At 35.0% G+C, this 24,077-nt stretch carries 22 protein-coding genes; 14 read left to right on the top strand and 8 right to left on the bottom strand.

Annotated elements, in window-relative coordinates; genetic code table 11:
* The first annotated feature begins 6 nt into the window (after nt 1-6).
* The gene (gene hemH / locus AC3WTI_RS12620) at nt 7-942 is read left to right on the top strand and encodes a ferrochelatase (protein ID WP_087957654.1); all 936 of its coding nucleotides are present in this window, start codon (nt 7-9) and stop codon (nt 940-942) included.
* Between the two features lie 19 nt (nt 943-961).
* On the top strand, nt 962-2,383 hold the full coding sequence (gene hemY / locus AC3WTI_RS12615) for a protoporphyrinogen oxidase (RefSeq protein ID WP_144488380.1): 1,422 nt from the start codon (nt 962-964) through the stop codon (nt 2,381-2,383).
* A gap of 39 nt (nt 2,384-2,422) precedes the next feature.
* On the opposite strand, the gene AC3WTI_RS12610 is transcribed toward hemY, so the two are convergent.
* Entirely contained in the window at nt 2,423-3,775 is a 1,353-nt protein-coding gene (locus tag AC3WTI_RS12610) for a DUF4026 domain-containing protein (RefSeq protein ID WP_087957656.1), read from the bottom strand.
* A gap of 241 nt (nt 3,776-4,016) precedes the next feature.
* On the opposite strand from AC3WTI_RS12610, the gene AC3WTI_RS12605 reads away from it, so the two are divergent.
* Together AC3WTI_RS12605 and AC3WTI_RS12600 are read left to right on the top strand one after the other, a co-directional pair.
* Nucleotides 4,017-6,383 (top strand): DUF6359 domain-containing protein, encoded by a 2,367-nt coding sequence (locus AC3WTI_RS12605; protein ID WP_097840704.1) that lies wholly within the window; start codon nt 4,017-4,019, stop codon nt 6,381-6,383.
* Between the two features lie 93 nt (nt 6,384-6,476).
* Complete coding sequence (locus tag AC3WTI_RS12600; protein WP_142286613.1) at nt 6,477-6,776, top strand: hypothetical protein; 300 nt, start codon at nt 6,477-6,479, stop codon at nt 6,774-6,776.
* An 87-nt stretch (nt 6,777-6,863) separates the two neighbouring features.
* Here AC3WTI_RS12600 and AC3WTI_RS12595 read toward each other — a convergent pair whose 3' ends face one another.
* On the bottom strand, nt 6,864-7,718 hold the full coding sequence (locus AC3WTI_RS12595) for a hypothetical protein (RefSeq protein ID WP_087957658.1): 855 nt from the start codon (nt 7,716-7,718) through the stop codon (nt 6,864-6,866).
* Between the two features lie 229 nt (nt 7,719-7,947).
* On the opposite strand from AC3WTI_RS12595, the gene AC3WTI_RS12590 reads away from it, so the two are divergent.
* The 4 genes from AC3WTI_RS12590 to AC3WTI_RS12575 all read left to right on the top strand — a co-directional run bounded on the left by AC3WTI_RS12590 (nt 7,948) and on the right by AC3WTI_RS12575 (nt 14,195).
* Complete coding sequence (locus AC3WTI_RS12590; RefSeq protein ID WP_087957659.1) at nt 7,948-8,349, top strand: BlaI/MecI/CopY family transcriptional regulator; 402 nt, start codon at nt 7,948-7,950, stop codon at nt 8,347-8,349.
* 2 nt (nt 8,350-8,351) lie between these two features.
* Nucleotides 8,352-10,250: a M56 family metallopeptidase gene (locus AC3WTI_RS12585; protein ID WP_144488381.1), complete on the top strand. Its 1,899-nt coding sequence runs from the start codon at nt 8,352-8,354 to the stop codon at nt 10,248-10,250.
* Nucleotides 10,251-10,463: 213 nt separating this feature from the next.
* On the top strand, nt 10,464-11,036 hold the full coding sequence (locus AC3WTI_RS12580) for a TetR/AcrR family transcriptional regulator (RefSeq protein WP_087957661.1): 573 nt from the start codon (nt 10,464-10,466) through the stop codon (nt 11,034-11,036).
* A 213-nt stretch (nt 11,037-11,249) separates the two neighbouring features.
* Complete coding sequence (locus tag AC3WTI_RS12575; RefSeq protein ID WP_144488382.1) at nt 11,250-14,195, top strand: YhgE/Pip domain-containing protein; 2,946 nt, start codon at nt 11,250-11,252, stop codon at nt 14,193-14,195.
* A 90-nt stretch (nt 14,196-14,285) separates the two neighbouring features.
* On the opposite strand, the gene AC3WTI_RS12570 is transcribed toward AC3WTI_RS12575, so the two are convergent.
* Nucleotides 14,286-14,996 carry a hypothetical protein gene (locus AC3WTI_RS12570; protein ID WP_087957663.1) on the bottom strand — a complete coding sequence of 237 codons (711 nt, stop codon included), beginning with the start codon at nt 14,994-14,996 and terminating at the stop codon, nt 14,286-14,288.
* A 341-nt stretch (nt 14,997-15,337) separates the two neighbouring features.
* Here AC3WTI_RS12570 and AC3WTI_RS12565 point away from each other — a divergent pair, with 341 nt between their 5' ends.
* Both AC3WTI_RS12565 and AC3WTI_RS12560 read left to right on the top strand, forming a co-directional pair.
* Nucleotides 15,338-15,553 carry a hypothetical protein gene (locus AC3WTI_RS12565; RefSeq protein WP_087957664.1) on the top strand — a complete coding sequence of 72 codons (216 nt, stop codon included), beginning with the start codon at nt 15,338-15,340 and terminating at the stop codon, nt 15,551-15,553.
* A gap of 36 nt (nt 15,554-15,589) precedes the next feature.
* Entirely contained in the window at nt 15,590-15,895 is a 306-nt protein-coding gene (locus AC3WTI_RS12560) for a DUF2087 domain-containing protein (protein WP_097840701.1), read from the top strand.
* 33 nt (nt 15,896-15,928) lie between these two features.
* On the opposite strand, the gene AC3WTI_RS12555 is transcribed toward AC3WTI_RS12560, so the two are convergent.
* The 4 genes from AC3WTI_RS12555 to AC3WTI_RS12540 all read right to left on the bottom strand — a co-directional run bounded on the left by AC3WTI_RS12555 (nt 15,929) and on the right by AC3WTI_RS12540 (nt 20,023).
* A complete protein-coding gene (locus AC3WTI_RS12555) occupies nt 15,929-17,122 on the bottom strand; it encodes a YycP family beta-propeller protein (RefSeq protein ID WP_087957666.1) in 1,194 nt (397 codons plus the stop codon).
* A 64-nt stretch (nt 17,123-17,186) separates the two neighbouring features.
* Nucleotides 17,187-17,924 (bottom strand): hypothetical protein, encoded by a 738-nt coding sequence (locus tag AC3WTI_RS12550; protein ID WP_087957667.1) that lies wholly within the window; start codon nt 17,922-17,924, stop codon nt 17,187-17,189.
* Between the two features lie 564 nt (nt 17,925-18,488).
* The gene (locus tag AC3WTI_RS12545) at nt 18,489-18,989 is read right to left on the bottom strand and encodes a DinB family protein (protein WP_087957668.1); all 501 of its coding nucleotides are present in this window, start codon (nt 18,987-18,989) and stop codon (nt 18,489-18,491) included.
* A 92-nt stretch (nt 18,990-19,081) separates the two neighbouring features.
* Nucleotides 19,082-20,023, bottom strand: a complete 942-nt coding sequence (locus tag AC3WTI_RS12540; protein ID WP_087957669.1) for a helix-turn-helix transcriptional regulator — start codon at nt 20,021-20,023, stop codon at nt 19,082-19,084.
* Between the two features lie 197 nt (nt 20,024-20,220).
* On the opposite strand from AC3WTI_RS12540, the gene AC3WTI_RS12535 reads away from it, so the two are divergent.
* The gene (locus AC3WTI_RS12535) at nt 20,221-21,234 is read left to right on the top strand and encodes a LacI family DNA-binding transcriptional regulator (protein ID WP_000103726.1); all 1,014 of its coding nucleotides are present in this window, start codon (nt 20,221-20,223) and stop codon (nt 21,232-21,234) included.
* A 39-nt stretch (nt 21,235-21,273) separates the two neighbouring features.
* Here AC3WTI_RS12535 and yhfH read toward each other — a convergent pair whose 3' ends face one another.
* The gene (gene yhfH / locus AC3WTI_RS12530; RefSeq protein WP_000567010.1) at nt 21,274-21,402 is read right to left on the bottom strand and encodes a protein YhfH; all 129 of its coding nucleotides are present in this window, start codon (nt 21,400-21,402) and stop codon (nt 21,274-21,276) included.
* Between the two features lie 180 nt (nt 21,403-21,582).
* Between yhfH and AC3WTI_RS12525 the strand changes: the two genes are divergently transcribed.
* From AC3WTI_RS12525 to AC3WTI_RS12515, 3 genes are all read left to right on the top strand, one after another.
* Entirely contained in the window at nt 21,583-22,317 is a 735-nt protein-coding gene (locus tag AC3WTI_RS12525; RefSeq protein WP_087957670.1) for an MBL fold metallo-hydrolase, read from the top strand.
* A 9-nt stretch (nt 22,318-22,326) separates the two neighbouring features.
* On the top strand, nt 22,327-23,316 hold the full coding sequence (lplA, locus tag AC3WTI_RS12520; protein WP_087957671.1) for a lipoate--protein ligase: 990 nt from the start codon (nt 22,327-22,329) through the stop codon (nt 23,314-23,316).
* Nucleotides 23,317-23,549: 233 nt separating this feature from the next.
* On the top strand, nt 23,550-23,978 hold the full coding sequence (locus AC3WTI_RS12515) for a hypothetical protein (RefSeq protein WP_087957672.1): 429 nt from the start codon (nt 23,550-23,552) through the stop codon (nt 23,976-23,978).
* Nucleotides 23,979-24,077: the final 99 nt, after the last annotated feature.

The raw sequence follows: 24,077 nt of genomic DNA, 5'->3' as shown, positions 1-24,077 counted from the left end.
TGCTGTATGAAAAAGAAAATTGGTTTGCTTGTAATGGCATACGGGACGCCATATAAAGAAGAAGATATTGAACGTTACTATACACATATTCGTAGAGGAAGAAAGCCAAGTCCTGAAATGCTAGAAGATTTAACAGAGCGTTACCGTGCAATTGGTGGTATTTCTCCTTTAGCTACTATTACATTAGAGCAAGCTAAAAAGTTAGAGAAGCGTTTAAATGAAGTACAAGATGAAGTAGAGTACCGTATGTATCTTGGCTTAAAACATATTGAACCGTTCATTGAAGATGCGGTGAAAGATATGCATAACGACGGTATACAAGATGCAATCGCACTTGTTCTGGCGCCGCACTATTCTACATTTAGCGTGAAATCGTATGTAGGACGAGCACAAGAAGAAGCTGAGAAACTTGGAAACTTAACAATTCACGGCATTGATAGCTGGTATAAAGAACCGAAATTCATCCAGTACTGGGTTGATGCAGTGAAAGGTATATATAACGGTATGTCAGAAGCAGAACGTGAAAAAGCAGTATTAATCGTATCTGCACATAGCTTACCAGAAAAAATTATCGCACTTGGCGATCCATATCCAGATCAATTAAATGAAACAGCTGATTATATTGCAAGAGGTGCTGAAGTAGCAAACTATGCAGTAGGTTGGCAAAGTGCAGGAAACACACCAGATCCTTGGATTGGTCCAGATGTACAAGATTTAACGAGAGAATTAAATGAAAAGTACGGTTATACTTCATTCGTATACGCACCAGTTGGATTTGTTGCGGAACATCTAGAAGTTTTATATGACAATGACTTTGAGTGTAAAGTTGTAACAGATGAAATTGGCGCGAAATATTATCGTCCAGAAATGCCAAATGCATCGGACGCATTTATTGATTGCTTAACAGACGTTGTATTAAAGAAAAAAGAATCTGTAATGTAAGAAGAAAGGGGGAGCCTGCTTGAGGAAAAAAGTTGTAATCATCGGCGGTGGCATCACAGGATTAACAACGATGTATAACTTACAAAAAGATATTCGTGACAAGAACTTGCCGATCGATACATTACTGATAGAAGCATCGGGTAAACTTGGCGGGAAAATTCAAACCGTTCGAAAAGATGGATTTACAATTGAACGAGGACCGAACTCTTTCTTAGCACGAAAAGAAAGTGCAGCTACATTAGCGAAAGAATTAGGTTTTGGCGATGAACTTGTAAATAATAAGGCCGGTCAATCATTTATCCTCGTAAACAATCGGTTACATAAAATGCCGATCGGATCAATGATGGGAATTCCAACGCAAATTACGCCGTTTCTATTTTCCGGGCTATTCTCCCCAATTGGTAAACTAAGAGCTGGTTTTGATCTATTAATGCCAAGATCAAAACCAGTATCTGACCAATCACTCGGGCATTTTTTCAGACATCGCCTCGGCAACGAAGTGGTTGAAAATTTAATCGAACCATTACTATCGGGTATTTATGCAGGGGATATTGATGAAATGAGCTTAATGTCAACATTCCCGCAAATGTATCAAATCGAGCAAAAACATCGCAGTATTTCACTCGGCATGCGTACGCTCGCTCCGAAAGAAGAGACATCTGAACCGAAAAAAGGAATCTTCCAAACAGTGAAAACAGGTTTAGAATCTATCGTAGAATCTCTCGAAATGAAGATGCATGAAGGTACGATAATAAAAGGTACTCGTATTGAAAAAATTGCAAAACAGGGTGATGGTTATACGATTATTCTTAGTAACGGAAAAGAAATAGAAGCAGACGCGGTCGTAGTGGCAACATCACATAAAGTATTGCCATCTATGTTTGCGCAGTACAAGCAGTTTCGTTTCTTTCGCAACATCCCGTCCACATCAGTCGCCAATGTAGCAATGGCTTTCCCACAATCAGCCATTCAGCGCGATATTGATGGCACAGGGTTTGTCGTCTCTCGAAATAGTGATTACACCATTACAGCATGTACGTGGACACATAAAAAATGGCCACATACAACGCCAGAAGGAAAAATGCTACTTCGTTGTTACGTTGGACGCCCTGGTGATGAAGCAGTTGTAGAACAAACAGAAGAGGAACTCATTCAGCTCGTACTAGAAGATTTACGAAAGACGATGGATATTACAGAGGATCCAGAGTTTACAGTCGTAAGCCGCTGGAAAGAAGCAATGCCGCAATATACAGTAGGCCATAACGAGCGAATGAAGAAACTCACAACATTTATGGAAAAAGAGTTGCCAGGTATATACTTGGCAGGTAGTTCTTACGCTGGTTCTGGTCTTCCGGACTGTATTAGTCAAGGTGAGAAAGCCGCAAAGTGTGTACTTTCTCATCTGGAGAAAGTAAAGGATACGGAATTAATGGCACAATAAAGTGAAACGCCTTCAATCATATTGAAGGCGTTTTGTTACTTATTCACCAATAAACATATATAAGTTATTTGGCTTTATAACGGCATCTCCTGCATAAATAACCCATTCTGTTAAGTTATCAAAATCTAAATGATAACTATTTCCTTCACTCATATCTTTTATAAAATATGGTTCGTTAATGAGTATTCCTTGAATGAAATCTTCCGTAATGTTTTGCATTTCAAACCACATATGTTCACTTTTTCCCTCTTCGTAGGATACACCAAATTTAGCAAGGAAACGAAAATCTTCATTTGATTGTTCAATGTGAAAAATGTTGCTGAAATACCCGAAAGTATTCTTCGCATTGTAAGCCATACGATCAGTTTCACTATTTGTTTTATAGAACATAAGTCCTGTAGCTTCCTCGTGTTCTTTGAAAAAGCTTTCAATATATTCTTCTGAAGTATCAAATTGGAATAAGAGAACAGATGGAGATTGATGGTATTCATCTCGGTCATCCATACCGCCTAAGAATGTATTGTGTGCATCAATTGGCTGTAGCTTCACTTCTTCATCCTCGATTGAAGATAATTGATCCATACCTGTTTTATGCCCAATATAAGATAATCCTTTTTCCCATGGAACAGCTACTGTATATATAGAACCTTGCTGACTATGCGCGATAACGATTGGCTCATTCATAGGGACTTGTCCATTCTCAACGGCATTATTAGCGAATGTTTGAAAGAGATCACCAATGCCGTAGTAGGAAGAAATGCGATTTGGAATAATTAATTCTATTTCTGTTACGCCTGCTCTTAAAAGGCCATGTGTATGAAACCAATATTGCGTAGGCTCGCCCTCTTTATCGTCTTCATAAACAGAATGAATAACGTACAAGTCAGGAATGTCAGGTAATAATTCATTTTCAACGTGATATTCAATATAGCTTCTAGATATCACTTTCATTGCGGCACTTGAATCGATTACAAATAACAAATCTGGGGCGAGGTTCCATAAAAACTGTAACTGCTGGAAAAAGCAGTCTAGCACATCACCAACAAATAGCGTACGAGTGAAAATTTCAGTGCCATAAGCAGCATCTTCAAAATGACGATCTACGATTGTAGCATCTTGTCTATTGTACATTTTATATTCTTCTGGGTCATTCGCCTCATCAATATGCAATTCATACGGTATGACTGTTTCATCCATATGTAACTCAACAATAAGGCTTGTCTCATCACTAAAAACAATTTTTAATTCATCAACTTTAGTAGAGATCGTTTCTAGCCGCTGTTTTAACTGCTCAATTGTAATTCTAGTTGGTATAACGGCAATCATATCTGAAAAATGACGTTCTAATGTTCCATTCATAGCTGCGCGGTATGTTTCTGTTTGCACTTCCATCCAATCACTCCTATTCAAATGAATCCATTTTACATGCCAAGAAACTTTCGATATTTTCTGTTTTCTCTCTCTAACATTATAGAGTGCATTCGTAGAAGGTGTAAAATTATTATTTTGTATTGTAGTTTGAAAGCTTGTAAATTAAATAAATTTTTTGTAAAACTTGTCGAAATATCATTCTATATAACGAATCATTTGATATGATAGAAATGCTGAGAAAATATGAAATAGGGAGAGGAAAATGGCTGTGAAGAAATTGTTAAGTGTCTTTTTATCATTCATACTATTGCTTTCATTTACTGGAACTTTAGTACAAGCAGAAGAAACGACTTCTATGTCAGTAGAAAAAGCAATTCAAGTATTTAAGCAGCAAGGGAAAACGAAGGGGATTGTGGAAGGATATATCGTTGGATATACGCAAAGTCCTTCTAAATACACGAAAGATCCGGCTAAGTTTGATGATACAAACGTAGCAATTGCGGATTCGCCAAATGAAACGAATCCAGACAAAATCATGCCTGTTCAGTTGCCAAAAGGCGATGTGAGAGCGGCAGTAAACGTGAAAGATCATCCTGAAAATATCGGGAAGAAAGTTAGTTTAACAGGAACGCTTGAATTATATTTTAGTAGCCCAGGTTTAAAATCGGTAACAGCTCATAAGTTTCAAGGGGAAGGACAAAACCGTGTTAGCGATGTAGTAGCTTCACCTGGTAGCGGAGAAGTTGCGAAAGGAACAGCGGTAACTTTAACGACGAATACAGAAGGAGCAACAATCTACTATACGTTAGATGGCTCTAATCCTACAAATAAGAGTGTTCGTTATAACGGACAAATTGTGGTGGATGAAAATAGTGTAATTAAAGCAATTGCAGAGAAAGAAGGGCTTACTTCTTCAGCAATTTCAACATTTTCATTTACTATCGTAAACAATGAACAAGTTCGTATTCATGATATTCAAGGAAAATCACATATTTCTCCTTACAAAGGGAAGAAAGTATACAATGTGGAAGGCGTTGTAACAGCGCTTGATAAAAATGGTTTTTATATAGAAGATAATCAGCCGGATAATGATCTAACTACTTCAGAAGGTATGTATGTGTACAAAAAAGATGCGAATGTAGTAGTAGGAGATCTTATTCAAGTTGATGGAGAAGTAGAAGAATATGTTGGTCCTGGATACGCAGAAAGGTTTGATACAGACTTAACGACGACTGAAATTAAAGCGAGCCGCGTTGCTGTAATCGCAAAAGATCAACCTTTACCAGCACCAATCGTACTTGGAGAAAACGGTGTGAAAATCCCTGATCAAATTATCGATAATGATGCATTCGGTTTATTTGATCCAAACGAAGATGCAATCGACTTTTATGAAAGTATAGAAGGTATGCGCGTTACGATGCCAACGCCAAAAATTATTGCACCTCAGAAAAACGGGAATTTATATGTAACAGTGAAAAATGGCGGAAATAAAGTTGTAACGAAATATGGCACACCTGTATTAGATGAAAATCAATTAAACCCAGAACGCCTTTCTGTAAAAGTACCTCGTGATTATGTAGCGAAAGTAGGAGATACTTTCACTGGAGATATAAAAGGGGTAGTCGGATATGATTACGGTTCGTTCCGTATTTCACCAATAACGGAATTACCAACTGTAGTGGACGGTGGATTTAAGCAAGTAGGCGCAAATATTCAGCCTCGTCTTGATAAGTTAACTGTTGCTACATATAACATTGAAAACTTCTCGGCGAATAAAAAAGAAACAACAGATGAAAAAGTAAAAGCGTTAGCGTATTCTATTAAATACAATTTAAAAATGCCAGATATTATCGGTGTAGAGGAAATGCAAGATAATAATGGATCAATTAATGACGGTACAACAGATGCTTCATTAAGTGCAAAACGTATCATTGATGCAGTGCTAGAAATTCGCGGGCCAAAGTATGAGTATGTAGAAATTGCTCCGAACAATAATCTAGACGGAGGAGCACCAGGAGCGAATATTCGCGTCGGATTCTTCTACAATCCATCACGCGTGAAATTAGCAGCAGTACCGAAGTTACTTGATAAAAATGTTGTTCGCATTGGGGACGAAAACCCATTATTTGAAAGTACACGTAAACCACTTGCGACAGAATTTACGTTCCAAGGACAAAACGTTGTTGTCGTTGCCAATCACTTAAACTCAAAAATAGGAGATGCAACGCCATTTGGAAAAGTGCAGCCGCTTGTATTAAAGAGTGAAGAAAAACGAGTTCAATTAGCACAAGAAGTAAACAATTTCGTACAAGGTATTCAGAAAAAGAACACGAATGCACCCGTTGTTGTGTTAGGGGATATGAACGATTTTGAGTTCGCTAAACCACTAAAAACACTAGAAGGAACAATCTTGAAAAATATGTTAAACACAGTGCCGAAAGAGAACCGCTACACGTACATTCATGAAGGAAATGCACAAGTGTTAGATCATATTTTAGTAACAAACAACATCGCACCATACACAATTGTAGATCCAGTACATTTAAACTCAAACATTATGAAAGAACATGGACGTGTAAGTGACCACGACCCAGTACTTGCTCAAATTGATTTGAAGAAAGCTTCTTAAATCGTTGTAAAAGAACGCTTAGAAATATACTGAGCGTTCTTTTTTTGTTAAAATTAATTAAAAATTCAGTTTTTTATAACGAGGAGGTTAAAAATGCAAGCATGGTTAAATGGAAAATTAATAAATCAGCTTGCGATTTTTTTTAGTACAATCGTCATGCTCCAATTTGTAGCTGAGGTAACAGGACTTACTCAAAATTTGGATATTACGTATAACTTAATACATACAGCATCGTCCTATGTAACGTTTAGTTTGGCAGTGATTTTTACTTTAATAGGTGCAAGGAGAGAATTAAGTAAATATGCAATTATTTCATTATGTTTAGTTGTAGGTATTAAAGCGATTTACTTTGCGGTAGTCGTTATTTTATGGGGATTGGCAGGTACGCCGTAAAGGGGGGGATGATTATATGAGTAATGATAATAAGAGCGTAATTCTCTAAGCTAACTTAGGGAATTACGCTCTTATTCGTTCAATGATTTAGTCTGAAATTGCTTGAAATGCTTTTCTACATCGATCTCTTTTTTGCAGTCTTCTTCTATATTTTTTGCTATCTCGCTTTACTCCTTGTATATACATAAATAAGCTAACGAGAAGGAAGAAAGTACATTGCATTGTTAAAATATATGGCGACATGCCTTGCAATGGTTGTTTCGGATCATATAAATGAATAGGTGCTCCGCCTATTGAAGGAAGTATTGTATTTAGCAGGACGTACGGAATGGAGGCAACTGCGAATGGAAAGAGAATCGCCATATAGTCCTTTTGTGACCATACAGATGCAGCAAGTCCTAAAAGAGCCATTAAACCTGCAAATAAAAAATTAATTCCGATATATACAGTAATGTAAGCGAGAGGCGCATCAAAATATAGGTTTGCGAACATTCCATCAGCATTGATGATGCCTGAACCAATCGTAGGTGTTCCGTCTGGAATGGTTAATTTGCAAAATAATAACGATAAGATGAATGGAAGTGTATAAAGAAATCCTCCACAAAAAAACGTAACGATATATTTCGTTACTGAATAAGGAAATATAGAAATCCCTTTACTCACGAACGGTTTAAAACCATCTGATTTATCCGAATTGTAGCTTGTGCTAAAGGGGAAACTCGCAATAACGGGCATTAATAATAAATAAACATCCATTTCATTGTCGCGAAATCCGATCCATTTTATATCTGTTGATAGGGGACCATTCGCTGCGTCTCCTAAATAACGAAGTACATAATAATAGTGATAAATACAAATAAGAACGAATCCACTAAACATCATAATTAAAGAAATACGACTACAAAAAGCTTGCTTTATATTTAAACGAAGCGCACGCATCATGACTGAAAAAGCCTCCACTGTTTTGATAAACTTGTCTATTTTCTATATTACTATTAAATGTAAAGATTTTCTTGTTTTTTTATTTGATTATTTGAAAAAAGGAAAATTTGTTGTTGTTAAGTAAGGTTTAACAGAAATTATATTTTCTAAAATATGGTTGACAATTTAGTATTACATTTGTAATCTTAATTGTAGATTACAAATGTAATACTAAGGAGTGAAATATATTATGACAAATCAATTACCTAAAATATCTGAAGCGGAATTAGAAATTATGAAAGTACTTTGGTCTAATTCTCCACAAACAGCGAATGAAATTATAGAAGAACTAGAAGATCCAATGGACTGGAAACCGAAAACAATCCGTACATTAATTAATCGGTTAGTACAAAAGGAAGCCGTTTCTTACCATCAAGATAAAGGGCGTATGTATGCTTATTATCCGTTAGTATCACAAGATAATTATTTACAAGTTGAAACGAAATCTTTGCTAAAGCGTTTTTGCGGCGCAGCGTTCAAGCCATTACTTGTTAATTTCTTAAAAGAGGAAAAATTGTCTTCAGATGATATTAATGAACTGAAACGCATTTTAGATGAAAAGACAGAGGAGAATAAGAGGAAGGATAGATAACGATGATAGACATGCTTATAAATGTATACCTTCCTCATTTTTTTGATTGGCTTATAGAAACGTCACTTATGGCCAGTATATTAGTTGGATTTATTTTATGTATAAAAGTGCTATTTAGAAATAAGTTAACACCCCGGTGGCAATATATGCTGTGGATCGTACTAATGATACGACTCCTTTTACCGTGGTCACCAGATAGCTCTTATAGTATTTATTCATTACTTTCTTATAGTTCTAGTGTGTCGGAAGTGATTCAAAAAAATATATCTTCCCTTGAGAATACAGTGAATAACGAGATAAAACAGACAGTAGAATTAGAAACAAATTCTGAAACTGTGATCAAAAATAGTGAACCTGAAGTAAACGCGAGTGCGGAACAACAGACTACACTTTCTTTATACAAAATCGCTCTATATGTTTGGTTAGCTGGAGTAATCGTATTAGCAGTCATCACGTTTATTACAAATAGACGTTTATATTCTTACATAAAGAAACAACCAGATATTACGGATGAACAAGTCGTTACAGTGTTTAATCGCTGTAAGCAGTCTATGAAAATGAAGAAGGCAGTTTCATTACGTCTTGCAGGAAAGATTGCGAGTCCAACTGTTTTTAGTTTCTTTCGCCCGAAAGTATTACTATCAAAAAAACATATGAAAGTATTAAATGAGCAACAATTACAATATGTCTTTTACCATGAGTTAGCTCATATTAAAAGAAGTGATGTAGCTGTAAATTGGATTATGTACAGTTTAATCCTATTAAATTGGTTCAATCCGATTCTTTGGTACGCCTATTTCTGTATGCGAGAAGATCAAGAATTAGCCTGTGACGCATATGCGCTTACGTTTATAGATAAAGAGGAGCAAATTGCATACGGTCATACCATCATTACCCTTTTAGAACATTATTCCTATCAAGTACCAAGCCTAGCCAATTTAAGTAGAAATAAACGAACACTAAAAAGGAGAATCGTTATGATTAAAAAGTTCCAAAAGAAATCGTATCGTCTTTCTTTACTTGGAGTTATTGTCATAGTTGCTATTGCATCCCTTTCTTTATTCAACGCACGTACAACGGAAGGGAAAGAAAAACAAAAGGGTCAGGTAGAGCAGTCAAAGGATGCTTTCCAAAATGCTGTAGATATGCTGTATGGTACAGAAGAAAATGCGAAAAAAGAATATCATTATTCAGCAAGAGTGTATGAACAAAAGACAGATTATATATATTTAGCTGAAAAGTCTTTAACAAAAGATGAATTCCAACAGTACATAAAATTATCTAAAGAAATTATTAATATACAGAAAAAAGGGGCTCCGAGAGATTCTGACTACGAGTCAACATTTTTTAGAGAAGAGCGTTTATCAAAAGCCGATCGTGACAAATTATATGCACTTTATGATCAAGCAAAACCATTTGATGACAAAGTGCATGAATCTTTAAATTATACGGTGAAGGAAGCGCAGGAACATGTTGATTTTCAAATTAAGAAGCCAACTTACACAATTAAAGGATACAATCTGAAGGATGAAAAGGTATATTATTTTATTAAGAGAAGACCTGAATTAATTATTGAATTAGAATATACGAACGGAAAAGGAAATTATATAATTTCTCAATCACAAGTTTTTGGGGAAAGCAAAGACCCATTTAGTCACCAGTTTGTAGTGCCTGAAAATATAGAACAGTACGAATTAGAAGGTAATCAAATATACTATGCGACTCATAACTCGGATAGTAATTTACAAGGGATGAAGATGATAGTACCTGCAAAAGGAAACAATAGCGCCTATCAAATTGTTATTATTAATCATAGTGTAGAGCGTCAAGGAGAAGCAGTATTTGATAAAAATGTAAATAAGGAAGAGTTAGAGAAGGTTATGCTTTCTATGTTGAAATAGTAAAAAGGTGTTCTTAAGATGTATATCTCAAGAACACCTTTTCCTTTTCTCTTTTCTTCTGATAAACTATGGACAGTAATATATAACTTGACTGGAATTTTTTATACTGGAAATAATAAAAAAGAGAACTTGTATAGAATGTAAGCGTGTGGTAATATCAAAGATGTACTGATTGACTATATTATCCAATTGGTCATTTTTGGAGGTGACGATGTGGCGATAGATCGAAAACGTTCTATTATTGATGCTGCAACAAAGTCTTTTTCAGCGTTCGGTTATAAAGCAACAACGATGGATCAAGTAGCGAAATTAGCGAATGTAGGAAAAGGAACGATTTATACTTTTTTCAAAAATAAAGAAGAGCTATTTGGTGAAATTATTTCTAATTTAATTACAGAAATGAAGCAAGTTGCAGAAAGTGCAATTCGTTCAGATGTTTCATTTTTTGAAAATGTACATAGAGCATTATATAGCATATTAGAATTCAGAAAAGAACATCAGCTCATGATTAAATTAATTCAAGAAGAGCGCGATATGGGAACGAAAGAAGTACAAGAAGTCATGCAACAAGTAGATGTGGAAATCGTTTCTGTCATTCAATCGTATTTAAAGATTGCGATTGAAAAAGGTGAAATTAGCAAATGTGATCCAGAAATTACAGCATTTATTATGCTTCGCTTATACGTATCGCTTATTTTTGATTGGGAAAAAAATCATGAACCGTTAGAAAAAGAAAAAATCGCAGAATTATTCGAACTTTATTTATTAAAAGGATTGTCAAACTAAGATAATCCTTTTATTATTATAAAAAGTGACCACTTGAACGAAATGGTCATATATTTAATTTAGGGGGGATAATAAAAATATTCACTTCATAGTAAGGAACAGTTGCATAGTATAAATTCGGGATAAGGCATATGTATGAATAGGTATAGCCTTTTTATTTGGGAGAAAATGACCATATGAACGATTTGGTCATTCGGAAAAGGGGGAGTAAAGATGAAATGGAATCAATTACTTCGTAAAGAGTTTACTGAAATTATAAAAAGTAAAAAAATATTAATTCCAATTATAGCGGTTTTATTCGTACCAATTTTATATGCAGGTATGTTTTTATGGGCTTTTTGGGATCCGTATAAACAGTTAGATGATTTACCAGTGGCGGTAGTCAATTTAGATAAAGGTGCAGTATTTGATGGGAAACCAATTGAAGTCGGAAAAGGGCTCGTTGATAACTTAAAAGATAATACAAGTTTCAAATGGGAATTTGTAAGTGAAAAAGAAGCGAAAAAAGGAATGGAAGGTAGAAAGTATTACATGTTAGTACGCATTCCAGATGACTTCTCAAGTAACGCTACAACGTTATTAAAAGATGATCCAAAACCATTAAACTTAGAATATATCCCAAATGAAAGCTTAAACTTCTTATCTTCACAAATTGGCGGAACAGCCATTGAAAAAATTAAAGGTGAAGTATCAAGTACGTTAACGAAAACATATGCAGAGAAAATGTTTGATTCCATTCAAGACGTCTCAAAAGGATTAGCAGATGGGGCCGAAGGAGCAAGTAAACTACACGACGGATCAAGTGAGCTACATGATGGTTCAAGTAAAGTGACGGACGGCCTTCATACACTTCAAGGGAAGTCTGGAGAGATGAAGGATGGAGTTCAGAAATTAGCAGATGGATCGAATAAGTTACAAGATGGATCCGGAAAAGTGACAAATGGTTTAAATACGCTAAATAGCAAAACAGGTGAAATGCAGATAGGTATCGGGAAATTAGTAGACGGATCAGGAAAAGTAACAGATGGTTTACATGTATTAAATAGCAATGCAGGTATCGGAAAATTAGTAGATGGGTCAGGAAAAGTAACGAACGGTTTAAATACGTTGAATGGTAAAACAAGTGAGATGCAAACAGGTATCGGAAAATTAGTAGATGGCTCTGGAAAAGTAACAGACGGTTTAAATACGTTAAATAGCAAAACAGGTGAAATGCAAAAAGGAATTGATGAATTGCATGATGGATCTGAGAAAGTGACTGGGGGTTTGAACAAATTAGTAAGTAAATCCGGTGAATTAAAAATAGGAACAACTGACCTATCAAATGGTATGGGAAAACTTGTTGAAGGGCAAAGTCAATTAGAAAAATGGTCTCAAGAGATTCAAAAGGGATTGCAAGATTTAAGTAGTAACGTACAAAAATCTACTGCAGCTTTAGAGGAAATGCAGTCAAAAGACCCTGCTATATTGATTACAGTAAATGAGAAAATAGATGGTGCTGGGGCGAATGTAAATCAGTTAAATGAACTTACGCAATCAGCAGCAGGGGATGCAAAAAATGCAGCGCAAGATGTAGCGGATTTACAAAAGCAAATTGAAAGTTTACCGAAAGAATATCAAGAGCAGTTACAACCATTCATAACAAATGCCGTAAAAAATACAACGACAGTTCAGCAAAAATCTGCTGGAGTAGCAGGTGGAACAAATAAATTAAATGAAGAAGTAAAACAATTAAAAGGTGAAATAAATCAAAAAACAGGTAATGGACAAAGCAAATTACCGAATCCAGCAGAATTACAATCTTTAACTGTTGGTATTGATCAATTATCCAATGCACAAAAAGGGTTTGTTGAAAAGTTTCAAGGGTTTGGTGCGAAGTTAAATACTGCTAAAGAAGGCGCAAATGAATTTAAAAACGAATCCGGTCAATTAATTGATGCGATAAATCAATTAGCAGATGGTTCGGGTAAAGTAACAGGTGGCTTAGACACATTATCTGCAGGCGCAAATCAAATGTCAGGTGGTGTAAATCAATTAGCAGATGGCTCAAGCCAAGTAACAGGCGGCTTAGGAACACTATCTGCAGGAGCAAACCAAATGGCAGGTGGAGTAAATCAATTAGCAGATGGCTCAAGCCAAGTAACAGGTGGTTTAGGAACATTATCTGTAGGAGTATCCAAATTAGCAGATGGCTCAAAGCAAGTAACAGGAGGCTTAGGATCATTATCTGTAGGAGCAAACCAAATGGCAGGTGGAGTAAATCAATTAGCAGATGGATCTCATCAAGTAACAACGGGCCTAGGCGATCTAAATGGTGGTCTAAATAAAATGTCAACTGGCTCAACCCAGCTAATCGACGGCGTAAATAAACTAGCAGACGGATCTGGAAAAGTAACAGATGGCCTCGTAAAAGTAAATGATGGTTCAGGTGAACTTGCTGAGAAACTTGGCGAGGGGGCAGAGAAAACTGGTGAAGTGAAAGGGACGGATAAAACGTATGATATGTTTGCAAGTCCTGTAAAAGTGAAGACGGAGAAAATGGCGGAAGTTCCTAACTACGGAACTGGATTTACACCGTATTTCTTATCACTCGGTTTATTTGTTGGGGCATTACTATTATCAATCGTATATCCATTACGTGATACAGTGGGCGTTCCGAAATCAGGATTTAGTTGGTTTATTAGTAAGTTCGGCGTGTTACTATCAGTCGGTATTATTCAAGCGATAGTAGCGGATGTTATATTACTATTGGGATTAGGTGTAGAAGTACAAAGTATTCCGTATTTCATACTCTTTAGCATCGTTACAAGTTTAGCTTTTATCGCATTAATTCAATGTTTAGTAACAGCATTTGGTGATGCAGGGCGTTTCATCGCTATCATCACATTAATTATTCAGCTTACAACAAGTGCTGGAACATTCCCACTAGAATTGATTCCGAAGTTTTTACAACCGTTCAATGCTTGGTTACCGATGACATACTCTGTATCAGGATTGAAAGCAGTCGTATCAAGTGGAGACTTTAATTTCATGTGGCAAAACGTAGGAGTACTCATGATTTTCATCGTTGTATTATCACTTGGAACGATTGCATCCTTAACTTGGATGCACAAACGACAATTTAGAAATATTGCTGAAAATCAATCGATTGAAGCGTAGAAAAAAGCACCTTTTCGGTGCTTTTTTCTTTTAACTTATCGTTTCTATAGGTAGTCTACTATGTTAGTGTTACTTTTTGTTTTCGTTCTTTCATTCCATTTCTATTCTTTTTAATGCTAATTCAGCTGCTAATTTCCCGTTATGTTGGCCATGTTCTTTAACCCAATTTAGTTTTTCGCTAGCTGGCACGTATCTATGGAAACCTAGAATTTCAGCGGCTCTCTCTTGTACCCACATATCCGAGTCGTCCAAGAGGGGAAGTATTTCATGTAATTGTGCGCGAGGAGTTAAAGCCATAATTGAAAATAAATATTGAGTTCTTTTAGCTTCATTTAATTCATCGTTTTTAAGAAGGTTTTTCAATTCATTAATGGTTTGTACATCTTGCTTTAGTTGCAGTTTATCCGTATTTTCTTTGGAACAAGGATAATATCTTGGAAGTTCATACCAATCGCTTTCAGGACTTTCTAATAGAGCTTTTATTATCGTTTGTACATGAGGATATACTGGAGATAAATCTATTTCCTCATGGTCTATAAAACAAACTTTTCCTGTTAGTGGCCCTAACATGTAAACACCTACATAATTGGAATTATCATCTGTCCATAATGGGAAAACTTCTGAAATATTAACATCTTCATGTAGGTATAAATACACTTCCATGGCCTCTTCAAAGGATAATAAGCGTATTAAAAAGTCATTCTTGTGCTGCAAATAGATTGGATTTTTGAAAGCATTCATCATTTCTTGAGGTAATGATATGTTAAAAAAAGTTGCAATTTGATTAAATAAATTGTCCATTATGTATTCTCCATTCATTATATTTAAAACTAACTCGAAATTTGAACCTCTTCATAAATGGAAACGAATGTTTCGTGGGATTTTTTCGTCATCAACAATTTCGTATTCTATTTACTTATACTCCTATAAATTTTTTACTATACATTAATAATACAAAAGTCCTTTGCAATAACACCAATGTTTTAGAAAATAGATTTTTTATTTTCTGTATTAATTCAGCTATTCCAGAGACTCAATTAATTTGTCCTTGGAGCTCTTGCTTTTAATTTCTGATTGCAGTCTAAACGAAAGAAAAGGATTTACAACAATTTTTAGAGAAAACTAGATATAGAGGAGCTGATATGATGAAAGGAAATCTTACTTACTATTTTATCTTAAATCCGCTAATCATCTTTCTTGTTTACGCCCTTTCACCTATCTTGTTTCATAAAGGAAAATATATAAATATAAAAGATGCATTAGGGATACTTGCAGTTTACTATGTGCTAATTAGCGGATATTACCTTATGGATGTTGTAAGTAAAAGAATGAAGAAAAGTAATAAGGACAAACAATAAAGTTGTATTATTTAAAAACCGAAGGAGGATAACAAAATGACCGAAAATGAAATGAAATTCAGAGAAACGACGATTCGTAACTTTTTCGATAAAAAGGACCGTCTAAAATCGATTCCAGGTCAAAAGAAGAAAAAACTAGTATTGTTAGAGCATTTAATTAGCAAGTTAAACGCTGGAAATCAATATACGGAAAAAGAAATGAATACTTTTATAAAACAGTATCACGATGATTTTTGTACGATTAGACGTGAGTTTATTGTGTACGGGTTTATGGATCGAAAGGATAATATGTACCATATAAATGGGAGAGAAGTGTGGACGAAGTGGGAGGAGTTAAAATAAAAAAGCTCTGTTATGGAAAGCAGAGCTTTTTTATTATTTATTCGGATGTAAAATTTTAAAATCATAGGCGTAAATGGATTTACCACCTTTAACAGATGTAATAATTTGATCCATATCTTTAATTTTAGTAGTTTTAATTTTTTTACCGGTTGTTAGAGAGTATGTTTCTATATAATACTTATCTTCTTGCTTTTCATTATAACGTAATACATATAATTGATCGTTTTCAAAATATGTTTGTTCATTATATCTAACGCCATCAGTTATATGATAATCAATTTTAAATTTAAGATTGACTGAATTTGTTTCGGTATTAAAAGTTATGACATCACCTAGTCCATTTATAAAGAATAATTCATTGTTATGTAGATAAGCGGAATTATTTTTTGTAAATGGTATGGAAGCTGTGGAATTCTCTTCGGAAGAAAGTAAAATTAAATCTTGTTTTAATGATTTTTTATCAATGCGTAATAAATATACTTTGCCTTTAATTGAGTTATCATTCTCAATTAAAATCGTATAATAAAAATTTGAGTCGCTTAAAATAGATGAGTAACTAGAATACGACATGTTTTTATTAAGATTAATTGTTGTAATATCTTCAAGGTGCATAGTTGAATCATTAAATAGTAATTTTTTTAAACTATGCTCATTTTTATCTATATCTTGAGTTAAAACTAAAACTTCATCTGTATTAACGCCAGAACTAATAAGATAATGAGGGATATTTCCTTTATGAATTTGCTTTTGATTACCATAGATTACATTTGAATCATAATTACCAGTAGTGGGGTTACTGCCTGAATTGTAAATGTTAACAAATAAGCCTTGTTTTTTTAAATATACCCTTTGATCTCCTGTATGTTGGTATTTCATTTTAAAATTTTTAAAATCTTCTCCAATAAATTTAATATTATCTTTACTTTCTAGTACGATTTCTTTTTTGTTATCAGATACACCTATTCCTCCGAGTTCTAAACCATTCATTTTATATCCATGTGCTTTTTCATTTTTATCGATGAATATCGCATAACTAATCCCTCTACCATCCATATCTTGATCGGCAGTCGAAGAGAGATATATGACAGCTTGTTTATCTTTCAAAAAATCTTTTTTCTCAATATCTTCTTCAGATATTGAATTTACATTACTGTTTTTAAAGAAGAAAAAGTAGATGAGTGCTGCAATTAAAATTATGCTTAGAATAAGAACGATTATTTTTTTCACTGTTATGAGCTCCTTTTATAAGAAGAAGTGCAACAAATATAGTTATTGCACTTTTTCTTCAGTATTAAATATTACGAATTGTTGAGGTTTGTTTTGCGTCACGAACATCTCGTGGATATACACCAGCACCGCCATCTTTATCTAAATCTAGTCCGCCATGAAGTTGATAAGCAGACCAAATTAGTTTAGAACAGTTTTTAGCCCCATAATGTGTTGTACTTCTATTTGTAGCAAAATTATAAGAATATGAATCTTTACCTACACGATCTTTTGCCCACCATGCCGCATCATTTTTGTTTTGCCAAGATGTATTTACGGATTTTACTACCGCATCTCCTTTATCTACTTTACGGGATGTAGTACTAATTGTACGAACGCCATCACCTGGTACAGATTCTACAATTGTATTTGAACTATAATACATACCAACATGTCCATGATTTAAGTATGCAGTGTATGAACCAGTATAGAAGAAATCCCCCATATTGCTGTTCCCTACTGAAACTGTACCACCACTAGCTCCTAAAGTATTCATTTTTTTACTTGCTTCTTTTTTGCCTTGTTCTTCATCTGCTTTTAGCTCTTTATAAATCTGTTCAGAAACAGCTTCTTTTGTATTCCCAGTGTTGTTTGCTAATTCATTAATACTAGATATTAGCTCTTGTGTACTTACATCGGGCTGCATCTTTTTGATTTCATTTAAGTAAGGTAAATCATCATTTTTTGCAAAAGAAGCAGTAGGTACAACCACAGCAGAAGTTAATAACCCCATTGTTAACGTTAATGCATGTAGCTTTTTCATAATCCATCCCCTTTGTGCAATTTATTTTTTGGGAATTTTACCTGTATTTTATTTAAATGGTAAAATTACCCTTAATAATAAATGATAGTTTTATAGCTGTAAATCGCATTTTAGTAATCAATTGTTGAGAAAGTTTGGTTTGTAATAGGTTTGAAAAATAAGGGTATTATGTTTTTAAGTGCAGGTAAATTTATAATCCAGTTTGTGTGAATATTTGTTTAAGGAATTAAAGGAGGGAATGATTATGGGGGCTTTATAAAAATTATTCTTTAGTCGTACCATTTGTTATAATTCGTGATATTCGTAATTTGTTATATTCTCTACGTTTCTTTGTTGAGAAATAAAAATAATACTGTATTTGAACCTTCACTTTCAGTAATGTATATAATTGTCTCAATTCAGTTTTTCAACGGGGGCTCTTACAAATTAGTAGTTTACTTCTTATAGTTCCACTTTAATAGTAACGATTAAAAAGATGGCCAGATAAATATCTGAGCCATCTTTAAAACATTTTATTCTTCCTCCCAATATATTGGGAGGATTCCATTTTCACTTTATGAGAAATTATGAAATTGCGTCCTCTAATCGCTCTTTCTGACGAAGATGATGTACAAAATGCATAGAAATAAGCTGGAACCATTCTGCTGCATGTAAGTAACCAAGCCCAGGGTGCTTTACTTTACAATCACTTGGAATAGAAGAAAGTGTTGGCTCAATATCTTTAACAACTGTAATTAATTCTAGAATACGTTTTTGTATTTCTTCTTTATTAGAGGGATTTTCAGGTGTATATCCAGGATGATTTGGTACTTTGATTTGTATATTTGGAAAAGCACCAAGTTCATATACTTTTTCACCCATATCCGTTTTCTTGTTTGTTGCTGATGGTGTTTCAGTTTTACATTTCGCAATGGCATCTAACTGCATATATGTAGAGGCAATTAAATGATTATACATTTGACCAAGAGACCATTCTTCGCTAGACGGCTTCGTCCTAAATTGTTCTATAGAGTACTTTTCTAATTCCTCTATGTAGTACGTTGCTAACTCTTCAAATTTCTTCATATCACTAACTCCTTTTTATGAAAATGTATTTGTTACTACCTACTATAAAGAAGTAATGCTGACAACATTATGTCAGTAGTGAAATGCAACAATTAAAGTTTTAACATTTTCTTTGCTTCATCACGGATTTTCTCAGATAGAACGTTTGGTTCAAGTACTTGCACTTGGCTTCCCCAGCTTAATACCCATTGAAATACTTCGTCTATGTTTCTTGATTTCAAAAAGACGTGAAAACCATTGTCTCTATGCTCGTATGAATCTATAAAGAAGTATCGTGATTCAATAATTTTATGTGCAATATGGGCTGGGAATAATAAATGAATCATCAGAGTACGGTTGCTTTCAGGCTGATATTCTTGCAAAGAAAAGTCTTCGGGTTTTGTAAAGAATTCTTGTTCTCGCTGTAATTCCTCCATTCGATCTAAGCGAAAATTACGTATCTGTTTTCGAAGTAAACAATGGGCAACGACGTACCAAATTCCTGAAATATTGACTAAGCCGTAAGGATGAACGGTCCGTTTTATTTTTGTAGTTTCTCTTGGTTTACGATAAAAAAAAGAGATAGCCTGTTCTTTTTGAATAGCTTCTTGCAATAGGAGAATTTGATTTTCCAGCTTTTCTTGTTCAGATTGTTTGTGTGAAAATATAGGGGAAAGGAAACGGAAAGTCCCTCGTAACTCTCGGGCTTTCTTTTGTTGATCAGTAGGGAGGACAACCTCGAGTTTCTCCTTTGCCGATTTTGCATGTACAGAGAAAGAAGAAGTGAAAGTTTTCTCGATATAATCACCGCCTAATAAAAGAGTAACGGCCTCTTCAGACGTAAGCTGAATGGGTGGTAAGAAATAGCCATCCATTAATGAATAACCTTGGCCAGGCATGGCGAAAAGTGGGACGCCAGATTCACTAAGTGCATCCATATCTCGATAAATCGTTCTTATACTTGTCTCAAATTTTTCAGCTAAGCTTTGTGCTGTAACAGTTTGTCTTCTTTGTAATTCAATTAATATAGCTAATAAACGATCCGTCCGATTCATGAAATATCCCCCTGTATCTTTTATAAATATGCCTACTGTAAACTTCTAAAAGCAGTATAAACTCTCCTCCTATTAACAGACTTTTCCCTATGTATAATATTAATATAGTAAAATCATAACAACCCATGTTGCAGTTTCCAATAATATACTATATAATCAGTTTAAGAAAACGTTTTCATGCAAAGGGGGAGAATTTCGTGTCGACTATAGAGGACGTGGCGAAATTAGCGGGGTTATCAAGGACAACGGTTTCTAGGGTGATTAATAATCATCCATATGTTTCAGATGAGAAGAAAAAAAGGGTTCAATTAGCAATGAAGCATTTAGGCTTCGTTCCTAATTCTGCGGCGAGAAGGCTTCGTAAACAAAAGACGGAAACAATTGCGGTGCTAGTTCCAAGGATTACAAATCCTTTCTTCAGTAGATTTATCGAAGCAATCGAGATTGCTGCTTCTGAACATAAATATAAACTGATTATTTGTCAAACAAGATATTTACCGGAAAAAGAGATGGAGTATTTACAATTATTATCTACGAAACAAGTAGATGGGATTATTCTATGTTCACTAGAAAATCCGTGGGAAGATGTAGAGCCATACTTACAGCACGGTCCAATCGTGTTATGTAATGAATATATTGAGGAAGCAAATGTTCCGACAGTGAAGTTTGATCATGCGCAAGGAGCATACATAGCTGCTAAGCATGTGTTAGAACAAGGATATCGTAATCTTATTTTTTGTCGTGGTAACGAAACCAAGGTGGTTAGCCAGCAGCGAAAAATGGGCTTTTTACGTGCCATAACAGAGAAGAGCCGCCAAGTAGAAGCGATCGATTTTCTTGAAAACGCTTTCTCTTGGGAGGATGGAAAACGAATATTCCATGAAGTCTTAAAGGACAAAAAAAATCCTACCGCGATTTTGGCAGGAGGCGATGAAGTAGCAGCTGGAATTATTTCAGAGGCGAAACGCCATGACTGGAGCATTCCAGATGATCTCGCTGTTATCGGTTTTGATAATCAAATTTTATCACAGATTACAGAACCAGGTATTACGACAATTGAACAGCCAATCGATGAGATGGCCCGAAAAGTTGTCGACCTGATGATGGATAAAATCCATACGAAAAATTATCGAAAAAAAGAATTGTATGAGTTTGAACTGGAGCTCTTGGTGAAAGGTTCAACGATGAAGGATACGATGTTATTAGCCTAGTAGACTATGTCTGCTAGGTTTTTTTATGTTCACAAACTACTATTCTTCGTGAACGCAGTCATCACATTTGTTATGGTATGCTTCGTGCTGCTCATCAATTTCTTTTCCGCAGTGCGCACAAGTTTTCGTCGGTAAATTTCTGAAAAACTCCATTGGTTGATCGATCATGTCAATCCCTCCATTTCCATTTCTTACTATCATTGTATTAGTACAAAAAATAAAAGTCAACAACTGTTTTATAACAAAATTGAAAATTAATGAAAAAGTTTAGGAAATGGATTATAGTTAACAATGTAGAATGTAAGTGAAACATGCATTCCTACTCGGTTTTAGAAAGGATGGATACATATGAAAATGACTGTTGTCGGCTTTTGGGGCGGCTTTCCAGAAGCGGGAGAAGCAACGTCGGGGTATTTGTTTGAACACGATGGTTTTCGTTTACTTGTCGACTGTGGTAGTGGTGTACTAGCACAGCTTCAAAAATATATAACACCATCTGATATAGATGCAGTTGTACTTTCGCACTATCATCACGATCATGTTGCAGACATTGGGGTATTGCAATATGCGAGATTAATTACGAGTGCGACAAAAGGGCAACTACCGGAATTACCAATATACGGTCATACGTTTGACGAGAATGGATTCCATTCTTTGACGCATGAACCACATACGAAAGGAATCGCGTACAACCCAGAAGAAACACTTCAAATTGGACCGTTCTCGATTTCATTCTTAAAAACTGTTCATCCTGTTACATGTTTTGCGATGCGCATTACAGCTGGTAGTGGCGCTGTAGTATATAGCGCTGATTCCAGTTATATTCCTGAATTTATTCCATTCACAAAAGATGCTGATCTTTTCATTTGTGAGTGTAATATGTATGCACATCAAGAGGCAGCAAAAGCAGGGCATATGAATAGTACAGAAGTGGCAAGTATTGCGAAAGATGCGAATGTAAAAGAACTTTTATTAACGCACTTACCGCATACAGGCACCCCATCTGATTTAGTAACAGAAGCAAAACAAATTTTCAGTGGCCATATTACGCTAGCGCATAGTGGCTACGTATGGAACTCATGAGGTGATATGATGTTATTTATTGATAATAAAGGAATTACAGATCCTAGAATAAACTTAGCAATTGAAGAATATTGTGTGAAGAATTTAGATATTAACGAAACATATTTACTGTTCTACATTAACGAACCTTCTATTATCATTGGTAAAAACCAAAACACAGTAGAAGAAATTAATGCAGATTACGTAAAAGAAAAAGGTATCCATGTCGTGCGTCGTCTATCTGGCGGAGGCGCAGTATATCACGATTTAGGAAACTTAAACTTCAGCTTTATTACGAAAGATGATGGAGACAGTTTCAGCAACTTCAAAAAATTCACAGAGCCTGTAACGAAAGCGCTTGGTAAATTAGGCGTAAATGCAGAATTAAGTGGTCGTAACGACATTTTGGCTGAAGGTAGAAAAATTTCAGGTAACGCGCAATTCTCAACGAAAGGTCGTATGTTCAGTCATGGTACGTTACTATTTGACTCTGAAATCGATCACGTCGTATCAGCGTTAAAAGTAAAAATGGATAAGATTCAATCAAAAGGTATTAAATCAATCCGTAGCCGCGTTGCGAACATTACAGAGTTCTTAAACGAAAAAATGACGACAGAAGAGTTTAGACAAATTCTTCTAGAAACAATTTTCGAAGGGGAAGCAGAAATTCCAATGTACGAATTAACAGAAAATGATTGGAAAGAGATCCATAAACTTTCTGAAGAACGTTACCGAAACTGGGACTGGAACTACGGGAAATCTCCGAAGTTCAACTTACAACATTCACACCGATTCCCAGTTGGACAAGTTGACGTTCGTCTTGAAGTGAAAAAAGGAACAGTAACAGAATGTAAAATTTACGGTGACTTCTTCGGGTCATTAGATGTGCATGACATTGAAGAGCGTCTAACAGGTGTACAATTTGATAAAGATGCATTCACTGCAGCTTTAGAAGGCGTAGATATTAAACGCTACTTCGGTAATATTACAACAGAAGATTTCTTACATTTATTCTTCTAAAAATAAGGGAGGCTGCCGTAACGGGCAGCCTCTTTTTTTTGCGTAGATTGTCGCGTTTTGTCGGTAAGTCGATATATTAGAAAAATCGCTGATATATTTCAAGTTACGGTCGATATATTTGGAAAATCGCTGATATAAATTGAGTTGCGCTGATATAATTTCATTCACCATAAAATCACAGGACATTTGCCCCTCGTAAAGGCATATATATATTCAAAAGGAGGCGGATTGAAATGAAGAGGGTAATGTACGTTGTATTACTACTCAGCTTTGTTATCGGAATGACAGCCTGTAACGATGAAACGTCTTCAAGTCGCACACTTTTATCTATTGGAAAACCAGCGACAGATAATGTTATATATTTTACGCACACAGATAACAAACGAAAGATAGCTGCTATACAAACTATGTTTCAAAATAAGAAATGGAAAAGAAATGAAACGTTTAGTACGGTGAATAAAACACCAGATCTTGTCTTTTCGATAGATGAGGACAATACCGGGTTACCGACATTATATGTTACATTGTTTTTTCATGAAAACGGAGCGGATGTTCTTAACTTGTACGGAGAGTATACGAGCTTGAATAAAGAGGAACTAGAAAAACTTAGAGAAAAGATAAATGCATATTATCCTGAAATGATTTTAGCACTCATTTCATAGTGTGCTAACAAATAGAATTCCCTTATTCTTCCAAAGAGAGTCAACAGGAGGTAATCGTTGTATATGCAGTTAATGGAATATCACTTGCCACTTTAATTT

This window comes from Bacillus sp. EB106-02-03-XG38 (assembly GCF_058792175.1).
Note: the sequence above shows the minus strand (reverse complement) of the source record. Positions and strands in the feature narration are given on the sequence as shown.

Coding starts and splice junctions, on each gene's coding strand:
- hemH (WP_087957654.1), top strand. CDS start 7: ATGAAAAAGAAAATTGGTTTGCTTGTAATGGCATACGGGACGCCATAT.
- AC3WTI_RS12610 (WP_087957656.1), bottom strand. CDS start 3,775: ATGGAAGTGCAAACAGAAACATACCGCGCAGCTATGAATGGAACATTA.
- AC3WTI_RS12605 (WP_097840704.1), top strand. CDS start 4,017: ATGGCTGTGAAGAAATTGTTAAGTGTCTTTTTATCATTCATACTATTG.
- AC3WTI_RS12600 (WP_142286613.1), top strand. CDS start 6,477: ATGCAAGCATGGTTAAATGGAAAATTAATAAATCAGCTTGCGATTTTT.
- AC3WTI_RS12595 (WP_087957658.1), bottom strand. CDS start 7,718: ATGATGCGTGCGCTTCGTTTAAATATAAAGCAAGCTTTTTGTAGTCGT.
- AC3WTI_RS12590 (WP_087957659.1), top strand. CDS start 7,948: ATGACAAATCAATTACCTAAAATATCTGAAGCGGAATTAGAAATTATG.
- AC3WTI_RS12585 (WP_144488381.1), top strand. CDS start 8,352: ATGATAGACATGCTTATAAATGTATACCTTCCTCATTTTTTTGATTGG.
- AC3WTI_RS12575 (WP_144488382.1), top strand. CDS start 11,250: ATGAAATGGAATCAATTACTTCGTAAAGAGTTTACTGAAATTATAAAA.
- AC3WTI_RS12570 (WP_087957663.1), bottom strand. CDS start 14,996: ATGGACAATTTATTTAATCAAATTGCAACTTTTTTTAACATATCATTA.
- AC3WTI_RS12565 (WP_087957664.1), top strand. CDS start 15,338: ATGATGAAAGGAAATCTTACTTACTATTTTATCTTAAATCCGCTAATC.
- AC3WTI_RS12560 (WP_097840701.1), top strand. CDS start 15,590: ATGACCGAAAATGAAATGAAATTCAGAGAAACGACGATTCGTAACTTT.
- AC3WTI_RS12550 (WP_087957667.1), bottom strand. CDS start 17,924: ATGAAAAAGCTACATGCATTAACGTTAACAATGGGGTTATTAACTTCT.
- AC3WTI_RS12545 (WP_087957668.1), bottom strand. CDS start 18,989: ATGAAGAAATTTGAAGAGTTAGCAACGTACTACATAGAGGAATTAGAA.
- AC3WTI_RS12540 (WP_087957669.1), bottom strand. CDS start 20,023: ATGAATCGGACGGATCGTTTATTAGCTATATTAATTGAATTACAAAGA.
- yhfH (WP_000567010.1), bottom strand. CDS start 21,402: ATGATCGATCAACCAATGGAGTTTTTCAGAAATTTACCGACGAAAACT.
- AC3WTI_RS12525 (WP_087957670.1), top strand. CDS start 21,583: ATGAAAATGACTGTTGTCGGCTTTTGGGGCGGCTTTCCAGAAGCGGGA.
- lplA (WP_087957671.1), top strand. CDS start 22,327: ATGTTATTTATTGATAATAAAGGAATTACAGATCCTAGAATAAACTTA.
- AC3WTI_RS12515 (WP_087957672.1), top strand. CDS start 23,550: ATGAAGAGGGTAATGTACGTTGTATTACTACTCAGCTTTGTTATCGGA.